General features: G+C 43.5%; 11 protein-coding genes. 4 read left to right on the forward strand and 7 right to left on the reverse strand.

The window, feature by feature from the left end:
- Positions 1–76: 76 nt before the first annotated feature.
- Genes araA through L1264_RS09140 form a run of 3 tightly spaced genes read right to left on the reverse strand, consistent with a single transcriptional unit; the run spans position 77 to position 3,944 of the window.
- Entirely contained in the window at positions 77–1,576 is a 1,500-nt protein-coding gene (gene araA / locus L1264_RS09130) for an L-arabinose isomerase (RefSeq protein ID WP_235403888.1), read from the reverse strand.
- Positions 1,577–1,599: 23 nt separating this feature from the next.
- Positions 1,600–2,295: an L-ribulose-5-phosphate 4-epimerase gene (locus tag L1264_RS09135; protein ID WP_063528078.1), complete on the reverse strand. Its 696-nt coding sequence runs from the start codon at positions 2,293–2,295 to the stop codon at positions 1,600–1,602.
- Positions 2,292–3,944 (reverse strand): ribulokinase, encoded by a 1,653-nt coding sequence (locus L1264_RS09140; RefSeq protein WP_199527172.1) that lies wholly within the window; start codon positions 3,942–3,944, stop codon positions 2,292–2,294. The genes L1264_RS09135 and L1264_RS09140 overlap by 4 nt, the downstream gene beginning before the upstream one ends.
- 231 nt (positions 3,945–4,175) lie before the next feature.
- Here L1264_RS09140 and tal point away from each other — a divergent pair, with 231 nt between their 5' ends.
- Entirely contained in the window at positions 4,176–5,129 is a 954-nt protein-coding gene (gene tal, locus L1264_RS09145) for a transaldolase (protein WP_062566356.1), read from the forward strand.
- Positions 5,130–5,248: 119 nt separating this feature from the next.
- On the opposite strand, the gene tkt is transcribed toward tal, so the two are convergent.
- The 3 genes from tkt to L1264_RS09160 form a co-directional block, all read right to left on the reverse strand.
- Positions 5,249–7,249: a transketolase gene (tkt, locus tag L1264_RS09150; protein ID WP_199527171.1), complete on the reverse strand. Its 2,001-nt coding sequence runs from the start codon at positions 7,247–7,249 to the stop codon at positions 5,249–5,251.
- 119 nt (positions 7,250–7,368) lie between these two features.
- A complete protein-coding gene (locus L1264_RS09155) occupies positions 7,369–8,514 on the reverse strand; it encodes a DUF1624 domain-containing protein (RefSeq protein ID WP_199527170.1) in 1,146 nt (381 codons plus the stop codon).
- Positions 8,504–10,588 (reverse strand): TonB-dependent siderophore receptor, encoded by a 2,085-nt coding sequence (locus L1264_RS09160; RefSeq protein WP_199527169.1) that lies wholly within the window; start codon positions 10,586–10,588, stop codon positions 8,504–8,506. The genes L1264_RS09155 and L1264_RS09160 overlap by 11 nt, the downstream gene beginning before the upstream one ends.
- A 180-nt stretch (positions 10,589–10,768) precedes the next feature.
- Here L1264_RS09160 and L1264_RS09165 point away from each other — a divergent pair, with 180 nt between their 5' ends.
- The 3 genes from L1264_RS09165 to L1264_RS09175 all read left to right on the forward strand — a co-directional run bounded on the left by L1264_RS09165 (position 10,769) and on the right by L1264_RS09175 (position 14,948).
- Positions 10,769–11,233, forward strand: coding sequence for an energy transducer TonB family protein (locus tag L1264_RS09165; protein WP_199527168.1), 465 nt, complete (start codon positions 10,769–10,771; stop codon positions 11,231–11,233).
- An 85-nt stretch (positions 11,234–11,318) separates the two neighbouring features.
- Complete coding sequence (locus L1264_RS09170) at positions 11,319–11,564, forward strand: DUF3297 family protein (protein WP_171040424.1); 246 nt, start codon at positions 11,319–11,321, stop codon at positions 11,562–11,564.
- A 168-nt stretch (positions 11,565–11,732) separates the two neighbouring features.
- On the forward strand, positions 11,733–14,948 hold the full coding sequence (locus L1264_RS09175) for a S41 family peptidase (RefSeq protein WP_199527167.1): 3,216 nt from the start codon (positions 11,733–11,735) through the stop codon (positions 14,946–14,948).
- Positions 14,949–15,010: 62 nt separating this feature from the next.
- Here L1264_RS09175 and L1264_RS09180 read toward each other — a convergent pair whose 3' ends face one another.
- Positions 15,011–16,312, reverse strand: coding sequence for a DEAD/DEAH box helicase (locus L1264_RS09180; protein WP_199527166.1), 1,302 nt, complete (start codon positions 16,310–16,312; stop codon positions 15,011–15,013).
- Positions 16,313–16,468 lie beyond the last annotated feature (156 nt).

Raw genomic sequence — 16,468 nt, forward strand, 5'->3', positions numbered from 1 at the left:
CTCATCACTGGCTTAATCGACAACAAAATTTGACAGGGCATGCTAAACACATGCCCAAGTACTTTAAATATTCGTTTTACAGGCCACGTTTTAGCATGTAATAAGCTGCGTTATGACGAAGCTCTGTTTTGAAACCACGGATCGTCGTATCGTTATCGATGATCATCGTTTCAACGCCAGCCATTTCAGCAAAATCGATAATCATATCGGTTGTTACTGCTTGGCTGTATGCAGTGTGGTGTGCACCACCGGCGTGGATCCATGCAGCTGATGCTACAGATAGATTTGGTTTTGGTTCCCAAAGCGCTGAAGCAACCGGTAAGTGAGGTAAATCAGCTGGCGGAGCCACTGTATCTACTTCGTTGATTAGAATACGGAAACGGTTACCCATATCAATTGGTGATACGTTGATTGCAGCACCCGGTTTTGCTGTAAACAATAAACGACCTACATCACATTTCACGCCGATAGTGTGCTGGTGAACTTCAAGACGTGGCTTTTGTGCTGCAATTGAAGGACACACTTCTAACATGTGCGCGCCAAGTACTTGGTCAGTCTCACCCATGTTGTAAGTGTAATCTTCCATGAATGAACAACCACCGTCACGGCCTTCACCCATTACTTTCATGATGCGAACCATAGCAGCTGTTTTCCAGTCACCCTCACCACCGTAACCATAGCCTTTCGACATTAGGCGCTGTGTAGCAAGACCCGGAAGACCAGACAGGCCTGATAAGTCTTCAAAACAGTTTGTGAATGCTTTAAAGCCGCCTTTCTCTAAGAAACGCTCCATACCAAGCTCTAAACGTGCTTCGTTACGTAGCATTTTCACTGCGTAATCGTCTTGTAGAGTTTCGTCAGCAATTACGTAGTCTTGCTTATATAGCTCTAACTGTGCATCGATTTCGTCTTCTGTGATTGTATCAACCACTTTTACAAGCTCAGCGACACCAAACGCGTGTACTTCATAACCAAAGGTAATTTGCGCTGAAACTTTGTTACCTTCAGTAACTGCAACTTGACGCATATTGTCGCCAAAACGCGCAACTTTAAGTGTTTGGCTTTCTGCCCAACCTTTTGTCGCACGACACCAGTCATCTAACTGCTGTTGTACGTCAGCACGTTGCCAGTGACCTGCAACAACTTTACGCTCTTTACGCATTACAGTACCGATGAAACCGAACTCACGGTCACCGTGTGCACTTTGGTGCGTATTCATGTAGTTCATGTTGATGTCAGACCAAGGAAGGGCTGCATTGAACTGAGTATGAAGGTGTAACCAAGGCTTACGTAATTCGCTTAGGCCAGCAATCCACATTTTCGCAGGTGAGAAAGTGTGCATCCATAATACTAAGCCAATACAGTTAGGATCCGTATTTGCCGCTTGGCAAACAGCGTGAATTTCTTCAGGTGACTTAACGGTAGGCTTACATACCAAGTTTACTGGTAGATTAGCTTCGCTGTTTAAGCCCGCTACAATTGCTTCGCTGTCTTTGGCAACCGTTTCTAACACCTTAGGACCATAAAGATGTTGTGAGCCGGTAACAAACCAGACTTCTTTCGTCATCGTCGTCATGTTAATAATCCTCTAAATTCTTGCTATTTGCTCTGGCCGTAATACGCGTTTTTACCGTGCTTACGTAGATAATGTTTATCCATCACTGCTTTTTTAAGTTCAGCTGCGTGTGGATCTAAAGTGCGTGTTAAATACGCCATGCGTGCAATCTCTTCGAGTAGCGCGGCATGGTATACAGACTGAGCGGCATCTTTACCCCACGTGAAAGGCGCATGACCCGCAACAATCACCATAGGTGCAGCTTTCGGATCGCGGTCTTGATACGCATCAGTAATTTGAATACCGGTTTCTAATTCATAATCGCCATTCACTTGCTCATCGGTTAGCTCACGAGTACAGGTGATGTCACCGTGTACATAGTCAGCGTGAGTTGTGCCAAGGCAAGGAATGCTTTGTTTTGCTTGCGCCCATGCAGTTGCATAGGTCGAATGCGTGTGTGTTACACCGCCAATTGAATCAAAGTGGCGATATAAATGAACATGTGTTTTAGTGTCAGAAGACGGACGCATAGACCCTTCAACAATGTTGTTTTCAAGGTCAACGATAACCATGTCGTCGGCTTTCATTTGGTCGTACGAAACACCACTTGGTTTAATCGCAATCACGCCTTTGTCGCGGTCGATTTGCGATACGTTACCAAAGGTATAAATTACTAAGCCACGACGTTGCAGCTCCATGTTCGCTTCATAGACTTCACGTTTTAGTTCAGTAAAACTCATGCTTTGTCTCCGTTTACATAGCTTGCAAGTGCTTGGTAGTTCGCATAAAGCTCGTCATACACAGCAACGCGCTCAGGGTTTGGTAAATACTGATGACATACAGACGACGCCATAACTTTTTGAGCATCTGCCACTGTTGCGTGCTCACCCGCAGCAACCGCAGCCATAATTGCCGCACCCAATGCACAGCTTTGCTCACTTTCTAAAACGTCGATTGGGCAGTTCCAAACATCAGCGCAGGTTTGCATTACGTAGTCTGATTTTTTAGAGATACCGCCGATAACAACCACTGACTCGATTGGTACGCCTTCGCTACGGAAACGCTCAGTGATAGCACGTGCGCCAAACGCAGTTGCTTCAACAAGTGCTTTGAAGAACTTAGGTGCATCAGTGCCCATCTTTAAGCCTGTTAATGCCATGGCAACGCTTTGGTCAGCATCTGGCGTACGACGACCATTTACCCAATCAAGCGCCGTTACATCGTTGCTTGTTACAGGCAGTGCTGCCGCTGCTTTTGATAGATCAACTAAGATTGAATCTTCTAGCTTGTTAACTAACGCTTGTTCAGCGTCAGATAGATTTGTAAGTTGGCGAGTTGGCCAAAGTACTAGGTTCTTGAACCATGCGTATAAGTCACCGAATGCTGACTGACCGGCTTCTAAGCCAATTAACCCAGGGATCACTGAGCCATCAACTTGACCACAAATACCTTTAACGCAAGTATCACCTAGTTGTTCTTTAGACGTTACTGTGATGTCACAGGTTGAAGTACCCATTACTTTAGTTAAAACGCCAGGGCGAACATTGGCAGCGACTGCCCCCATGTGACAGTCAAATGCACCGTAACCAACAACAATGCCTTGTGGTAAACCTAGCTTCTCGGCCCACTCAGCAGTTAAGTTACCAGCAACTTGGTCGCTTGGCTCTGTAGTTGCATTTAACGTATCAACAACACCATCTAATAGTGGATCGATATTGCTGAAGAAACTATTTGGTGGGAAACCGCCCCACTGCTCGTTCCACATTTGTTTGTGGCCCGTTGCACAACGACCTAGCTTTAATGCTTCAGGGTGTGTTGTGCCGCACATTAGCGCGGTCATCCAATCGCAGTGCTCAACCCATGAATATGTGGCTGCTTTAACACTGCTATCAACGCGGAAAATATGTAATGCTTTGGCCCAGTACCACTCAGAAGAGTAGATACCGCCCATGTGTGAAAGGTAGTTCACATCGTTGTTAGTTGCAGCTTCAGTGATTTCATTTGCTTCTTTAATAGACGTATGGTCTTTCCACAAAATGAACATCGCATTTGGGTTTTCTGCAAATTCTTCAGTTAATGCCAGTGGTGTACCTTGGCTATTAATTGCCACAGGTGTTGAGCCTGTCGTATCAAAGCTCATACCCACTACTTTGTCTGCAGTACCCGCTGGAACTTGTGACCAAAGACCATTAACTACTTCTACAAGGCTATCAATATAGTCTTGTGGATGCTGACGAAACTGATCTTTACTTGGGTCACAATATAAACCTTGAGCCCAGCGCGGGTAGTTTACTAAATGGCTGGCAAGTTCTTCACCAGTCGCAACATCAACGAGTAATGCTCTTACCGAGTCCGACCCGTAGTCTAATCCCAACGTATAACGAGACATAATTACCTTTCACTAATTGCTTACTAACATTGTTAGTCATTATCTTTATTTGTATGATAATATCAACAATACCAGATTGTAAAGGTATTATAAAAATATTATTAACAGGATTATTTGCTGCTGGCGGGCGATTTATTGCGCAGTTTCTCTGGTAGATTAGATTGTTTTTTCAGCACAAATAATAGGTTAAAGCCACTACATTAACTTTTGTATGATAAGAATGGGATAACTATGTCTAGTCAATTAGAACAACTTAAAGCAGTGACAACCGTTGTTGCTGACACGGGTGATTTTGAAGCAATCAACGAGTATAAACCGCAAGATGCAACAACAAACCCATCACTAATCTTAAACGCGATTCAAATTGAGAAATATCGCCCACTTGCTGCAGAGGCCGTATCATGGGCAAAAGCACAAAGCAGTGACGCAGCTGAAGTTGTAACAAAAGCAGCTGACAAGCTAGCGGTATTAATTGGCTCTAAATTAATGGAGCAAGTGCCAGGTTTAGTTTCAACAGAAGTAGATGCGCGTTTGTCATTTGATACTCAAGCAACTGTTGATAAAGCACTTGAGCTTGTTGCTTTATATAAAGAGCAAGGTATCGACACATCGCGCGTGTTAATCAAAATTGCTTCAACATGGGAAGGTATTCAAGCAGCTAAGGTACTTGAAGCACAAGGTATCCGTTGTAACCTAACGCTGGTATTTGCATTTGCTCAAGCACGTGCTTGTGCCGAAGTGGGTGCTTACCTAATTTCACCATTCGTTGGTCGTATTCTTGACTGGTACAAAGCACAAGATGCAAGCGCTGATTTCGACGGTGCTAACGATCCGGGCGTTAAGTCAGTCACGCATATCTATAACTACTTCAAAAAGCACGGCTACGAAACGATTGTAATGGGCGCAAGCTTCCGTAACATCGGTGAAATCCAAGAATTAGCAGGTTGTGACCGTTTAACTATCAGCCCTAAGTTACTTGCTGAACTAGCTGCAACTGACGCACCATTAACTCAAAAACTATTACCAGCAACAGAAAAAGCTGAAGCGCCAGCAGCCATGACTGAGCAAGCTTTCCGCTGGGAAATGAATGAAGATGCTATGGCAACTGAAAAGCTAAGCCAAGGTATTCGTCAATTCGCAATTGACCAAGAAAAACTAGAGTCAATCTTAAGCGAATTAGTTTAAACCGATTGTTTAAGCAGCAAAAAGCCCGCAAACCAAAGTTTGCGGGCTTTTTTATTGCCTGCCTTTTAGTAAAAGCAGGCTTATCGTGTTGCGATTACGATAATTTTTTACCAGTCACATTATTCAGCAAGTAATGCGTTTGCTTTTGCAACTAGATTTGCCACTGTGAAACCAAAATGCTCAAGCAATACCGCGCCTGGCGCTGACTCACCAAATGTGTCCATGCCTAGTACATCACCATCTTGGCCAACATACTTGAACCAGAAGTCACGGTGTGCAGCTTCAACAGCAATCTTAGGTATACCCGCTGGTAGCACGCTTTGACGATATGCTTTATCTTGGCTATCAAACTGATTCGTTGATGGCATAGATACCACGCGAACTTGCTTGCCTTGTGCTTTTAGCTCAGCAGCAGCATTCACAGCTAACTCTACCTCAGAACCCGTTGCAATAAGGATAAGCTCTGCAGTTTGTTCGCTATCAACAAGTACATAACCCCCTTTTGCAATGTCAGCAACTTGCTGTGCATCACGTGCCATTGCTTTGGTACCCTGACGGCTGAAGATAAGTGAACTTGGGCCTGTCTCTTTTAATAACGATTGACGCCAAGCTACTGCTGTTTCAGTTTCATCACACGGACGCCATGCAGTCATATTTGGTGTCATGCGAAGGTTAGCGATTTGCTCGATTGGTTGGTGAGTTGGACCATCTTCACCTTGACCGATTGAGTCATGGGTATACACAAAAATGCTCTGCGCTTTCATTAATGCTGCCATACGTACTGCATTACGTGCGTATTCCATAAACATTAAGAAAGTTGCGCCAAATGGAATGAAGCCACCATGTAATGCAATACCATTCATGATTGCGCTCATACCAAACTCACGTACGCCATAGAATACGTAGTTACCATCAGCAGCATCTTGTAAACCTTTTGCTTCTGGCCATAAGGTTAAGTTAGAACCGGCAAGGTCGGCAGAGCCACCCATTAGCTCAGGAAGCTGGTTAGCAAAGAAGGTGATCGCATTTTGTGATGCTTTACGTGTCGCAATGTTTTGCATGTCGGCTTGGCATTTAGCAATGTACTCATCAGCTAATTCAGCGAAGTTAGCTGGTAATGCTTTTTCAAGAACACGACGTGTATATTCTTTTGCAAGTTCAGGGTGTGCTTTGCTATAAGCTGCAAATTTTTGCTGCCATGCACCTTCAAGCTCTTGGCCTCTCGCTTGATTATTCCACTCGTTATAAACCTCTTGTGGAACTTCAAATGCAGGGTGCGGCCAGTTTAGCTGCTCACGTACTGCAACGATTTCGTCGTGACCAAGTGGTGCGCCGTGACAGTCGTGGCTTCCTGATTTATTTGGCGAGCCAAAACCAATCACTGTTTTACAACAAATTAGTGTTGGTTGCGTCGTGTTGCTTTGTGCCGCTTCGATTGCACCCGCAATTGCATTCATATCGTGACCATCAACATTACGAATAACTTGCCAACCGTAAGCTTCAAAACGTGCAGGCGTATCGTCGGTGAACCAACCTTCTACTTCACCATCGATAGAGATGCCATTGTCATCCCAAAATGCGATTAGCTTGCCTAGGCCTAATGTACCTGCCAGCGAACATGCTTCGTGCGAGATACCTTCCATTAAACAGCCGTCACCCATAAAGCAGTAAGTGAAGTGATCAACAATATCAAACTTTGGCTTATTGAATTGCGCTGCTAAGGTTTTTTCAGCGATTGCCATACCCACTGCGTTAGCAATACCAGAACCTAATGGGCCCGTAGTTGTTTCAACACCCGGAGTATAACCATATTCTGGGTGACCCGGTGTTTTAGAGTGAAGCTGACGGAATTGCTTAATATCTTCGATGCTTACGTCGTAACCGCTTAGGTGTAACAATGCATATTGCAGCATTGAACCATGGCCATTTGATAACACAAAGCGGTCACGGTTAGACCAGTCTGGGTTTAATGGGTTATGGCGGTGAAAGTTTTGCCACAATACAGCTGCAATATCAGCCATACCCATAGGCGCACCTGGGTGACCAGAGTTAGCTTGTTGAACGGCATCGACAGCAAGTATGCGAATAGCATTTGCAGATTGAGAACTAGGCAGAGTCATCTTATTAGCTTCCTGTTAATATTATAATATAAATAATATCGCAAAAACTCATCCAAATAGCAACTTAATAAACCGCCAGCCCCCGTATAAACGGGAGCTAGCAACCTATTATTTGTTAATTATAAATACTTTAACCAAGGCTTATTAGCCTTACGCTTGTATTCACTAAACTTCTTGGTTGGCCAATAAAGTCCTATTGCCAGCAATAAAGTAATAAACCAAATACTAGATATATCACTGACTCCTAAGTATTGCCCTTGATTTGCCCCCCAGATCAGCATGCCTATTTGATACAAAAATAGCAGTACATAAAGGTGGAAAATATAAAAGAACATAGGCACAGAGCCATACACTCGCAGCGCATTAGTAAAGCGGTTAAGTGGTCTTTCAAATAACCATAAGCCAACAAACATGCCTGCTAACGTGATCAGCAAAAAGCTCAGTGATGGTGGGTACTTAGTCACGTTAAACACCGACATCATGGTTTCGGTTGTGGTGCTAAACGTTTGCCACGGCAAGGTTTCACCATAAATATTAAAACCACGCAGCAGCGCAAATAACCCCACACATAACAGCGCTAACAGCAGCAATGCTCGTTTACGCGAATCTGCTGCTTGAGTGTGCGCATATAAAGGGCCTGCACAGTAACCCAATAAAATTACGCCAATCCAAGGCAGCACTGGGTAGCTAATTTTGACGTCGATTAAACCGCCTTGTGATAGATAGCCTCGGTCATGCAAAATCGTCCACAGCGAGTAGCCAAACTCATCGGGCGTAAAGCTGATTGGAGTCAGTAAGTTGTGACCAAATACAATAACTAAACCAAGCACCAGCAATAGGTTGCGTGGCAGCTTAATCAATGCTGCTAACACCAGCATACAAAGGCCAATCGCCCACATCACTTGCAGCCATATTGTGTGGTAGTAACCCATCCACGAAAAGCAAATCAGGGTCACTTCGAGGGCGATTAAAAATAGCCCTCGCTTGATTAAAAAGCTTCGAGCCGAACGCGCCACACCACTTGCTGGGTGGCTATAAAGCCACGCCGACAAACCGGTTAAAAAGATAAAGGTTGGCGCACAAAAGTGCGCAGCAAAGCGGCTCCAAAAAAGCCCCGGCGAAGTGGTATCAACCACCATAGGATCGGCCACCTGCATGTGCAAGAAAAACCGCTCTCGCACGTGATCAAGTAACATCAGCAGAATAACGACACCACGCATGATATCGATACTGTGAATACGGCTTTTAACTTGCTCAGAAGTCATAGCTTAAACCTAATTTGAATTGTGTTGGTGCACCCGGGTAGGCCCACAATGCATTGTAAGAGCTGGCGATATACTGCTCATCAAACACGTTATCAACATTCAGTGACACCGTTGTACGTTCAGTCGCTCGCCATTTAGCAAATAAACCAACGGTTTGATAGCTAGGTAATCGGAAGGTTAAATCAGCTGGGTCGCCTAAACGGTCAGACACATATTGATAATGACCGCCAACCTTTATGTCTTGTGCAAATACACTTAGGTCATGGTTTAAGCCAATCGAAAGATTATTCTTCGGTACGTTCACAAGCGGGCTGCCTTTAGGAATTGGCACTAACCAATCAACATTTATGCTGTCTGTGGCAGTTTCGGCATCAACATAAGCATAGGATAGGGTGTACTCAGTGTTATCACCCAATGACCCTGTTAAGTCTAACTCAAAACCTGTGCTATTTGCTTTACCAACAGGTGCTGAATAACCCACATTTACTGGATCTGCCACCAGCATATTGCTCTTACTTGCATCAAAATAAGCAAGCGTACCGCTGATATTGGCGTAACTAAATTTAACGCCTACCTCAAACGAGTCACTTTCTTCAAAACCAAATGGCTTACCTTCGGCATCGGTGCCACTTAGTGGTAAAAAGCCTTCTGAATAGCTTGAGTAAAAGTTAATGTCGTCATTAAGTGCGTAAACCACACCAAAACGTGGACTAATGCGACTTTCTTTGCTGTTTGATGCAACAGCAGACTTAGTCTCAAAGATGTCTTGCTCAATTTCATCAAAGCGCAGACCTAGCATCATTTTTAGGTTATCGGTTAAATCTAGTTGATCTTGCAGGTAAATACCGTACGCATTTTGCTGTTCGTTATTTTCGTACTGCATGCCTACTTCAGGGCCTTCTGTGGTACTGTACTCAGGCTCGTAGATATCAATGGTGTAAGTGCCATAACCGCCACGATAACGATAAAGCCCTGTACGCAGTTCATAATCGTAACCATCAACACCAAACAGTACATGATTGGTGATACCAGCAATATCAAAGTGACCGCTCAATTCAAAACGCAGTGATAAATCATCTGACTCATAATCACGGTATCTGTGTTGGCGAGTTAAGGTTCTGCCATCATCAAATAATGACTGTCGCGATGGTGAAAGCTCAGCATCTGACGAAAAACCCGTTAATGTTGCAGTACGGTAACTGGCACCTAATAACAAACTCCAATCTTGGTTTAGATCGTTGCTGTAATTTAATTGATGACCGCGTGAGTGCACCTTAGTTGGCGCATCATTTGGATTACCTAAAAAGCGCGATTCAGGCACGGTATCAAAATCACCATTTAGCACCACAATACCGCGGTCATACATTTGCTGTTGGTCAACGTATTCAAACTCATAGGTCAGTGATGAGTTATCGTTAATTTGATAATAAAGCGAAGGAGTAATGACGAATTTGTCATGGTGAACATAGTCTCTAAAGCTGTCGCTATCTTGCCATGCACCATTGATTCTAAATGCGAAATCATCGCTTAAACCGTTAGTGTAATCACCTTGAATACGCTTGTGATCATCGCTACCTAACTCGGCTTGAAGTTGCCCTTGCTGATAAAACTGCGGCTTTTTAGTAATAATGTTTACTGTGCCACCCGGCTCCGAACGGCCATAGAGTGCCGAGCCCGGCTCTTTTAATACTTCGATGTATTCAATATTTGATACATCACGCGGGCCTGCAAAACCGCGACCACCACTAAAGCCATTAACTAAATATCCAGACGGCATATTTTCGTTACCCGACAAACCACGTATTGAGTAGCTATCCCACAGCGCCCCGCCATTATTTTTACGGCTGATACTGGCAGAAAAATCCAGTGCGTCACGAAACTTAGTGATACCGTTATCGGTGAGCATGTCTTTACTTAATGTGGTGATCGACTGTGGTAAATCTTTTGTTGGAATATCACCACGGAACGCTTGTTTATGCTCAATGGTGATCGTTTCTATATCGCTGTTATCAGCTGCATATGTATTCGCTGCAAACGCCGCAGCTAATGCTAAACTAAGAGTTGAGTACTTCATAAGGCTTAATTGTAGAAATTGAAAGATATGTTTTGTTATAAAATAACACAAATAAACAGATTGATATAGTATAACAAATCACTTTGTTCCGAATTTTTACCTATCTTTTTTTGTTTACATAATGCAAATTCACCTCTAGTATCAAAAAATGAATAAAAAACAATCAAGTTAGGGAAAACTATGAATAAATCACTTTTCGCATTAACGCTCGTATGCACATCTATAAGTTCATTCGCTAACCCTGATTTATCAGGCCGAAACCCTTTTGTTGATATTCAAGCACAGGTACTCGACACCTCCACAGGTAAGCCAACATGGCAACGTCTTGATCATATACCTTATGTGCAATACCCAACTGGGCTACTTAATCAGCAAGGTAGTGGCTGCGCGATTGTTAACTTTGCAGTTACTCCCGATGGTGTTGTGAAAAACCTTAATATCGAAAACTCAGCACCTAAGCGTTTTAGTAAAGAAGTAAGAAAAGCTGCAAGACAAATAGTGAGAGACTGGCATTGGCCTGAACGCACCGATGAACAGGTGATTGAGTTAACCATGCGTTTTGACTACTGCTTAACACACGACTTCGATAAAAAGAGTGAAGCCGTAGCCATGTGTGTTGAACATTCAGAACAAGCCTGCGAGTAAACAATAAATTTGCCATTTAGATACTTGAGCCAATGCCAGGTATTGCCTACAATGGCGCACAATTTATTCAATGCAGATCGCAACTATGACTGATACACAAAAACCAGAATTACCAAACCAACTTTCTATCAACCCACGTAGTAAATTTTATGTGGAAGAAGTTTTCGAGCATGAAATTGGTGTAAAACTTAACGGCAAAGAGCGTTTTGACGTTGAAGAATATAATATCAGCGAAGGCTGGATCAAAATCGCTTCTCCAAAAGCGCTAGATCGCCGCGGCCAACCTTTACTATTAAAAGTAAAAGGAACTGTAGAAGTATTCTACAAGTAATGATTTGTCGGCTAAAGCCTGCTTTAGCCGACACTCCCCTAAATACATAGCCCCATTCCATCATTTGATTTTTAGACACATTTTGTAACACTGCGTTCATCGCAACTGCATCGCTATTTAAAACTGAATTGTTATGATGTAACAGTTCCCAGAATAGGATGTAATCCCATGAAAAAACTAACAACGTTGGCACTGGCCATGGCTGCGACACTGGCACCTTGGGCATCAGCTTACGAAACAAAAGACACGCGCTTATTGCGTTTTCCTGATATTCATAACCAAAATGTTACCTTTGTTTACGGTGGTGATATTTACATTGCTAATACGCAAACAGGCGAAAGCAAACGCTTAACTGACCATATTGGCTTTGAAACCTTCCCTAAGTTTTCACCTGACGGTAAACGCATTGCGTTTGCAGCCGAGTACAATGGCAGCCGCCAAATTTATGTTATTAACAGCGATGGCTCTGGCTTAAAACAACTCACTTACTACAACGATGTTGGCCCAATGCCACCACGCGGTGGTTTTGATTATCGTGTTCTCGATTGGACACCAGATGGCAAAAATGTGGTATTTCGTGCTAACCGCACACCATGGGGTAAACGTATGGGTCGTCCATACATGGTGCCTGCTGACGGTGGCCTTGAGCAGCCTCTTGCTATCCCTGAAACAGGCGGCGGTATGCTTTCGCCAGATGGTAGCAAATATGTTTACACCCCGATTGACCGTGAATTTCGTACTTGGAAACGCACCCGAGGCGGTCGCGCACAAGATGTTTGGGTTTACGATCTAAAAAACAATACCTCAGAGCAGCTAACTAGTAACCGCGCTACCGATCAGCAACCAACCTGGGTTGGCGACAACATTTACTTTGTGTCTGACCGTGATTACACCCTTAACCTGTATCAATACCAAAAAGGTGCTGAGCCAAAGAAGCTAACCAACCATAAAGACTTTGACGTACTGTGGCCATCAGCTGGCCCAAATGCTGTTGTTTATGAAAATGGTGGTTACCTTTATCGCTTTGACCCAAAAACTCAAAAAAGCACTAAGCTGAGCATTAACATTGCTGGTGTGCGTCAATACGCAATGCCGTACACAAAAAATGTGAGTGACTTTATCGATTCAATGTCGATTTCTCATGATGGTAAACGTGCACTCTTTACTGCCCGCGGTGAGCTATTTAGCGTACCGGTTAAACAAGGCCCAACACGTAATTTATCTTACACAGCAAAAGGCCGCGAGATTGACGCAAGTTGGTCGCCAAATGGTCGTTATATTGCTTATATGAGCGATGAAAGCGGCGAATACGAAATTTACTTAAAAGATCGCAGCGACAACAATGCCACTAAGCAGCTAACCAGCAACGGCACTATTTGGCGTTTTACACCAATTTGGTCACCTGATAGCTCAAAACTGTTATTTGCAGATAAGAACCACACACTCTGGTGGATAGATGCAAAATCAGGTAAACAGCACAAAATTGATACCAGCATCTACGATGAAGAAGGTATTCGCCAGTATACTTGGTCGCCAAATAGCGAAGACATTGTGTATGTAAAAAACAATGAAAACCGCTATGCCTCACTGTGGCACTACAATATTGATAAAAAGAAAGTGACTCGCTTAACGGATGAAATGACCAATGAGCAAAACCCAACTTTCTCTCCTGATGGTCAATACCTGTACTTCAGCTCTGAGCGCGACTTTAACTTAGCCTTTAGCAGCTACGAGTTTGACTACATGTTTAATCGTGCAACGCGTATTTATGCCGCTGCCGTAAATGACAGTATCAAACCACTTATCGCACTACAAAGTGATGAAACAGCGATCGTCAGCGATAAACAAAAAGATGACGATAAGAAAAACAGTAATAACCTGCAAAGCAGTGACTTTATGCAGCGCGTTACCGCTTTAAATGCGCCAGCTGGAGATTATCGCAGTTTAACGGCTGTAAAAGATGGCGTGCTAACACTGGCTAATGGCGGCCTACAATTAATAGGCACAGCTCACGACAGCGAGCTTGAAACTGTGGCTAAAGGGGTAAGCAGCTATACTATTTCGAGTAATGGTGAACACCTGTTAGTGCATGCGGGTAACGATTACAGCTTAATTGAGCCAAAAGCAAAACAAGACCTAGCAGCGAATAAGCTAGATCTTAGTAACATGACCTTAAAAATTGAGCCACAAATCGAATGGCAGCAAATGTATGTTGAAGGCTGGCGTACATTACGTGATTGGTTCTACGATGAAAACCATCACGGCCAAGATTGGGACGCTATTTTAGCTAAATATCAACCTATGGCTGATGCTATCTCACACCGTAGTGACCTAGATTACATTCTCAGTGAAATCGCAGGTGAAATAAACTCGGGCCACATTTATGTGCAGTCGGGTGATATGCCAAAAGCAGAGCGTAAAAAGCACGGCTTATTAGGTGCAAAACTTACCAGCGATCCATCTGGATACGTAAAAATTGAGCAAATCTTCCAAGGTGAAAACTGGCATGAAGACTTCCGCTCACCACTTGGTACAACAGGGGTAAAAGCACATAACGGCGACTACATCATTGCCGTAAATGGCCGCTCAGTAAAAGATGTCGCTAACTTCTACGAATTACTAGAGAACACCCAAGGTGAGCAAGTTGAGCTAGTCCTTAACAGTAAGCCGCGCAGCAAAGGTGCATGGCAAGTTACCGTTAAGCCTGTAGCGAGCGAACAAGGTTTGCGTTATTTAGATTGGGTTAACTCTCGTGCAGCCTACGTTGATAAGCTATCAAATGGCCGTATTGGTTATGTTCACTTACCAAATACAGCCTACGAAGGTAACCGCGCCATGTTCAAAAACTACATGCCGCAAACCACCAAAGACGCCATGATTATTGATGACCGATACAATGGCGGTGGCTTTATTCCTGAGCACATGATCACCTGGCTTGCCCGTAAACCGCTTAATTATTGGAAGCGCCGTGGTGTTGAGCCAACGAAAACACCACAATTTGCTCATAATGGTCCAAAAGCCATGCTGATCAATGGTTACTCAAGTTCTGGCGGTGACGCTATTCCTTACTACTTCCGCCAAGCGGGGTTAGGTAAGCTTATTGGTACCCGTACTTGGGGTGGATTAATTGGTATTTCAGGTAACCCAAGCCTTGTCGATGGCGGCCAAGTTATCGCGGCCACATTCCGCATTTTAGATAACGATGGCAACTGGATCATCGAAAATGAAGGTGTCACCCCTGATATCAAGGTGGTTGACCGCCCAGAGCTAATCTACCAAGGTAAAGATCCATCGATAGAACGTGCCGTAGAAGAGCTATTAAAAGAGCTAAAAGACAACCCGAAAAAGCCACTCACCGTGCCACCAGCACCGACTGACTTTTAATTCTTAACTGGTTGTTAAAAAGCAAAAAACCCCGCAGCAATGCGGGGTTTATTTTAAGGCTATTAAGGTTTCTTCCAGCCACTCCAAACATCGTCTTGTTGGTTAGCTTTATTTTTTTTCTTTTTCTTACCTGTTCCCGCAGGTTTCGCTACGGGCTTGTCGTTTTTAAGTGCTTGTGCGGCATCAAGGTTCGCTTTATTTAAGGTATAACCAGGCACTTCTTCACGCTCTAAACGAAATTTATTTTTCTTTTCGATGATTTTAAAATGATGAAAGTCTTCATAATCAATCAATGATAACGCTAACCCTACTTCACCGGCGCGACCACTTCGGCCAATACGGTGCATGTAATCGGCAGGACTGCGCGGTAAATTGAAATTAATCACTACAGGCAATTTAGCAATATCTAAACCACGGGCTGCAATATCAGTGGCAATTAATACCTCGATTTCGCCATTTTTAAACTTTTCTATTACGCGAGTACGCTCACTTTGGCCTTTATCACCGTGAAATACTTGTGCATTGATGCCACGCTTTCCAAGCTTATTTGCTAAATGCTCACAATCTTTTTTTGCATTCACAAAAATCAGCGTTTGGCGCCATTTATGGGTTTTTATCAAGTGCGCTAAAACCGTGGTCTTCTCACCTTTATTTACCATAAATACGCGCTGTACTAGGGTGCTTTCATCTTTACTTTGAACTTGTATTTCAACAGGCTCATTTAACAATTTTTGGGTTAATAGTGTAACTTGCTCTGGGAACGTTGCAGAAAACAGCATAGTTTGTTTTTTAGCGGGCATAAGCGCTAATAGCTCAGCAAGCTCTTCGGTAAAACCTAGGCTCAGCATGCGGTCTGCTTCATCAAGCACTAAGGTGTTTACTTTATCAAGCTTAATGGCATTGCTTGAAATCAAATCAAGTAAACGACCAGGGGTTGCAACGATAATATCTGCACCGCCTCGCAATGCTTGCATTTGCGTATTAACCGACACACCACCAAATACAGCAACGGTTTTAATCGCACCATTAAAGTTTGCAGAATATGATTTAACGCTATCAGCTACTTGTACAGCTAGCTCTCGCGTTGGCACTAAAATAAGCCCTGAAACAAAGTTACCTTTGCCTTGTGTTTTTTTAACAGCCTTACCTAAAAAACACTTTTGCAACATAGGCAAAGCAAATGTCGCTGTTTTACCTGAACCGGTATTCGCTCCTGCAATTAAGTCACTGCCCGCCAAAATACTCGGAATTGCTTTTGCCTGAATGTGTGTCGGTTGCGTGTATTCAAGATCAGATAATCGAGCAAGTAGCTCAGGAATAAGACCAAGCTCGTTGAAATTGCTAGGGTTTACGGTTGAGGTCATAAAAGGTGTGGGCTCATAACTAAAATAGCCTGCGATTTTAGCGCATTTATTGCCCGGTAAGTAGGAATTAGTGAGTTAAATACCTTTTAGATAACAGTCACTGGTTTATGATAATTGCTCAATATTAAAGGGGCGCTTAAAAAGCCAACAGCTAAG

Origin of the sequence: Pseudoalteromonas sp. APAL1, assembly GCF_021532475.1 — a bacterium.
GTDB lineage: Bacteria > Pseudomonadota > Gammaproteobacteria > Enterobacterales > Alteromonadaceae > Pseudoalteromonas > Pseudoalteromonas lipolytica_C.

What these genes read in the sequence shown, in the direction of transcription:
- araA (WP_235403888.1), bottom strand. Translation starts at nt 1,576, where the DNA reads ATGACGACGATGACGAAAGAAGTCTGGTTTGTTACCGGCTCACAACAT.
- L1264_RS09135 (WP_063528078.1), bottom strand. Translation starts at nt 2,295, where the DNA reads ATGAGTTTTACTGAACTAAAACGTGAAGTCTATGAAGCGAACATGGAG.
- L1264_RS09140 (WP_199527172.1), bottom strand. Translation starts at nt 3,944, where the DNA reads ATGTCTCGTTATACGTTGGGATTAGACTACGGGTCGGACTCGGTAAGA.
- tal (WP_062566356.1), top strand. Translation starts at nt 4,176, where the DNA reads ATGTCTAGTCAATTAGAACAACTTAAAGCAGTGACAACCGTTGTTGCT.
- tkt (WP_199527171.1), bottom strand. Translation starts at nt 7,249, where the DNA reads ATGACTCTGCCTAGTTCTCAATCTGCAAATGCTATTCGCATACTTGCT.
- L1264_RS09155 (WP_199527170.1), bottom strand. Translation starts at nt 8,514, where the DNA reads ATGACTTCTGAGCAAGTTAAAAGCCGTATTCACAGTATCGATATCATG.
- L1264_RS09160 (WP_199527169.1), bottom strand. Translation starts at nt 10,588, where the DNA reads ATGAAGTACTCAACTCTTAGTTTAGCATTAGCTGCGGCGTTTGCAGCG.
- L1264_RS09165 (WP_199527168.1), top strand. Translation starts at nt 10,769, where the DNA reads ATGAATAAATCACTTTTCGCATTAACGCTCGTATGCACATCTATAAGT.
- L1264_RS09170 (WP_171040424.1), top strand. Translation starts at nt 11,319, where the DNA reads ATGACTGATACACAAAAACCAGAATTACCAAACCAACTTTCTATCAAC.
- L1264_RS09175 (WP_199527167.1), top strand. Translation starts at nt 11,733, where the DNA reads ATGAAAAAACTAACAACGTTGGCACTGGCCATGGCTGCGACACTGGCA.
- L1264_RS09180 (WP_199527166.1), bottom strand. Translation starts at nt 16,312, where the DNA reads ATGACCTCAACCGTAAACCCTAGCAATTTCAACGAGCTTGGTCTTATT.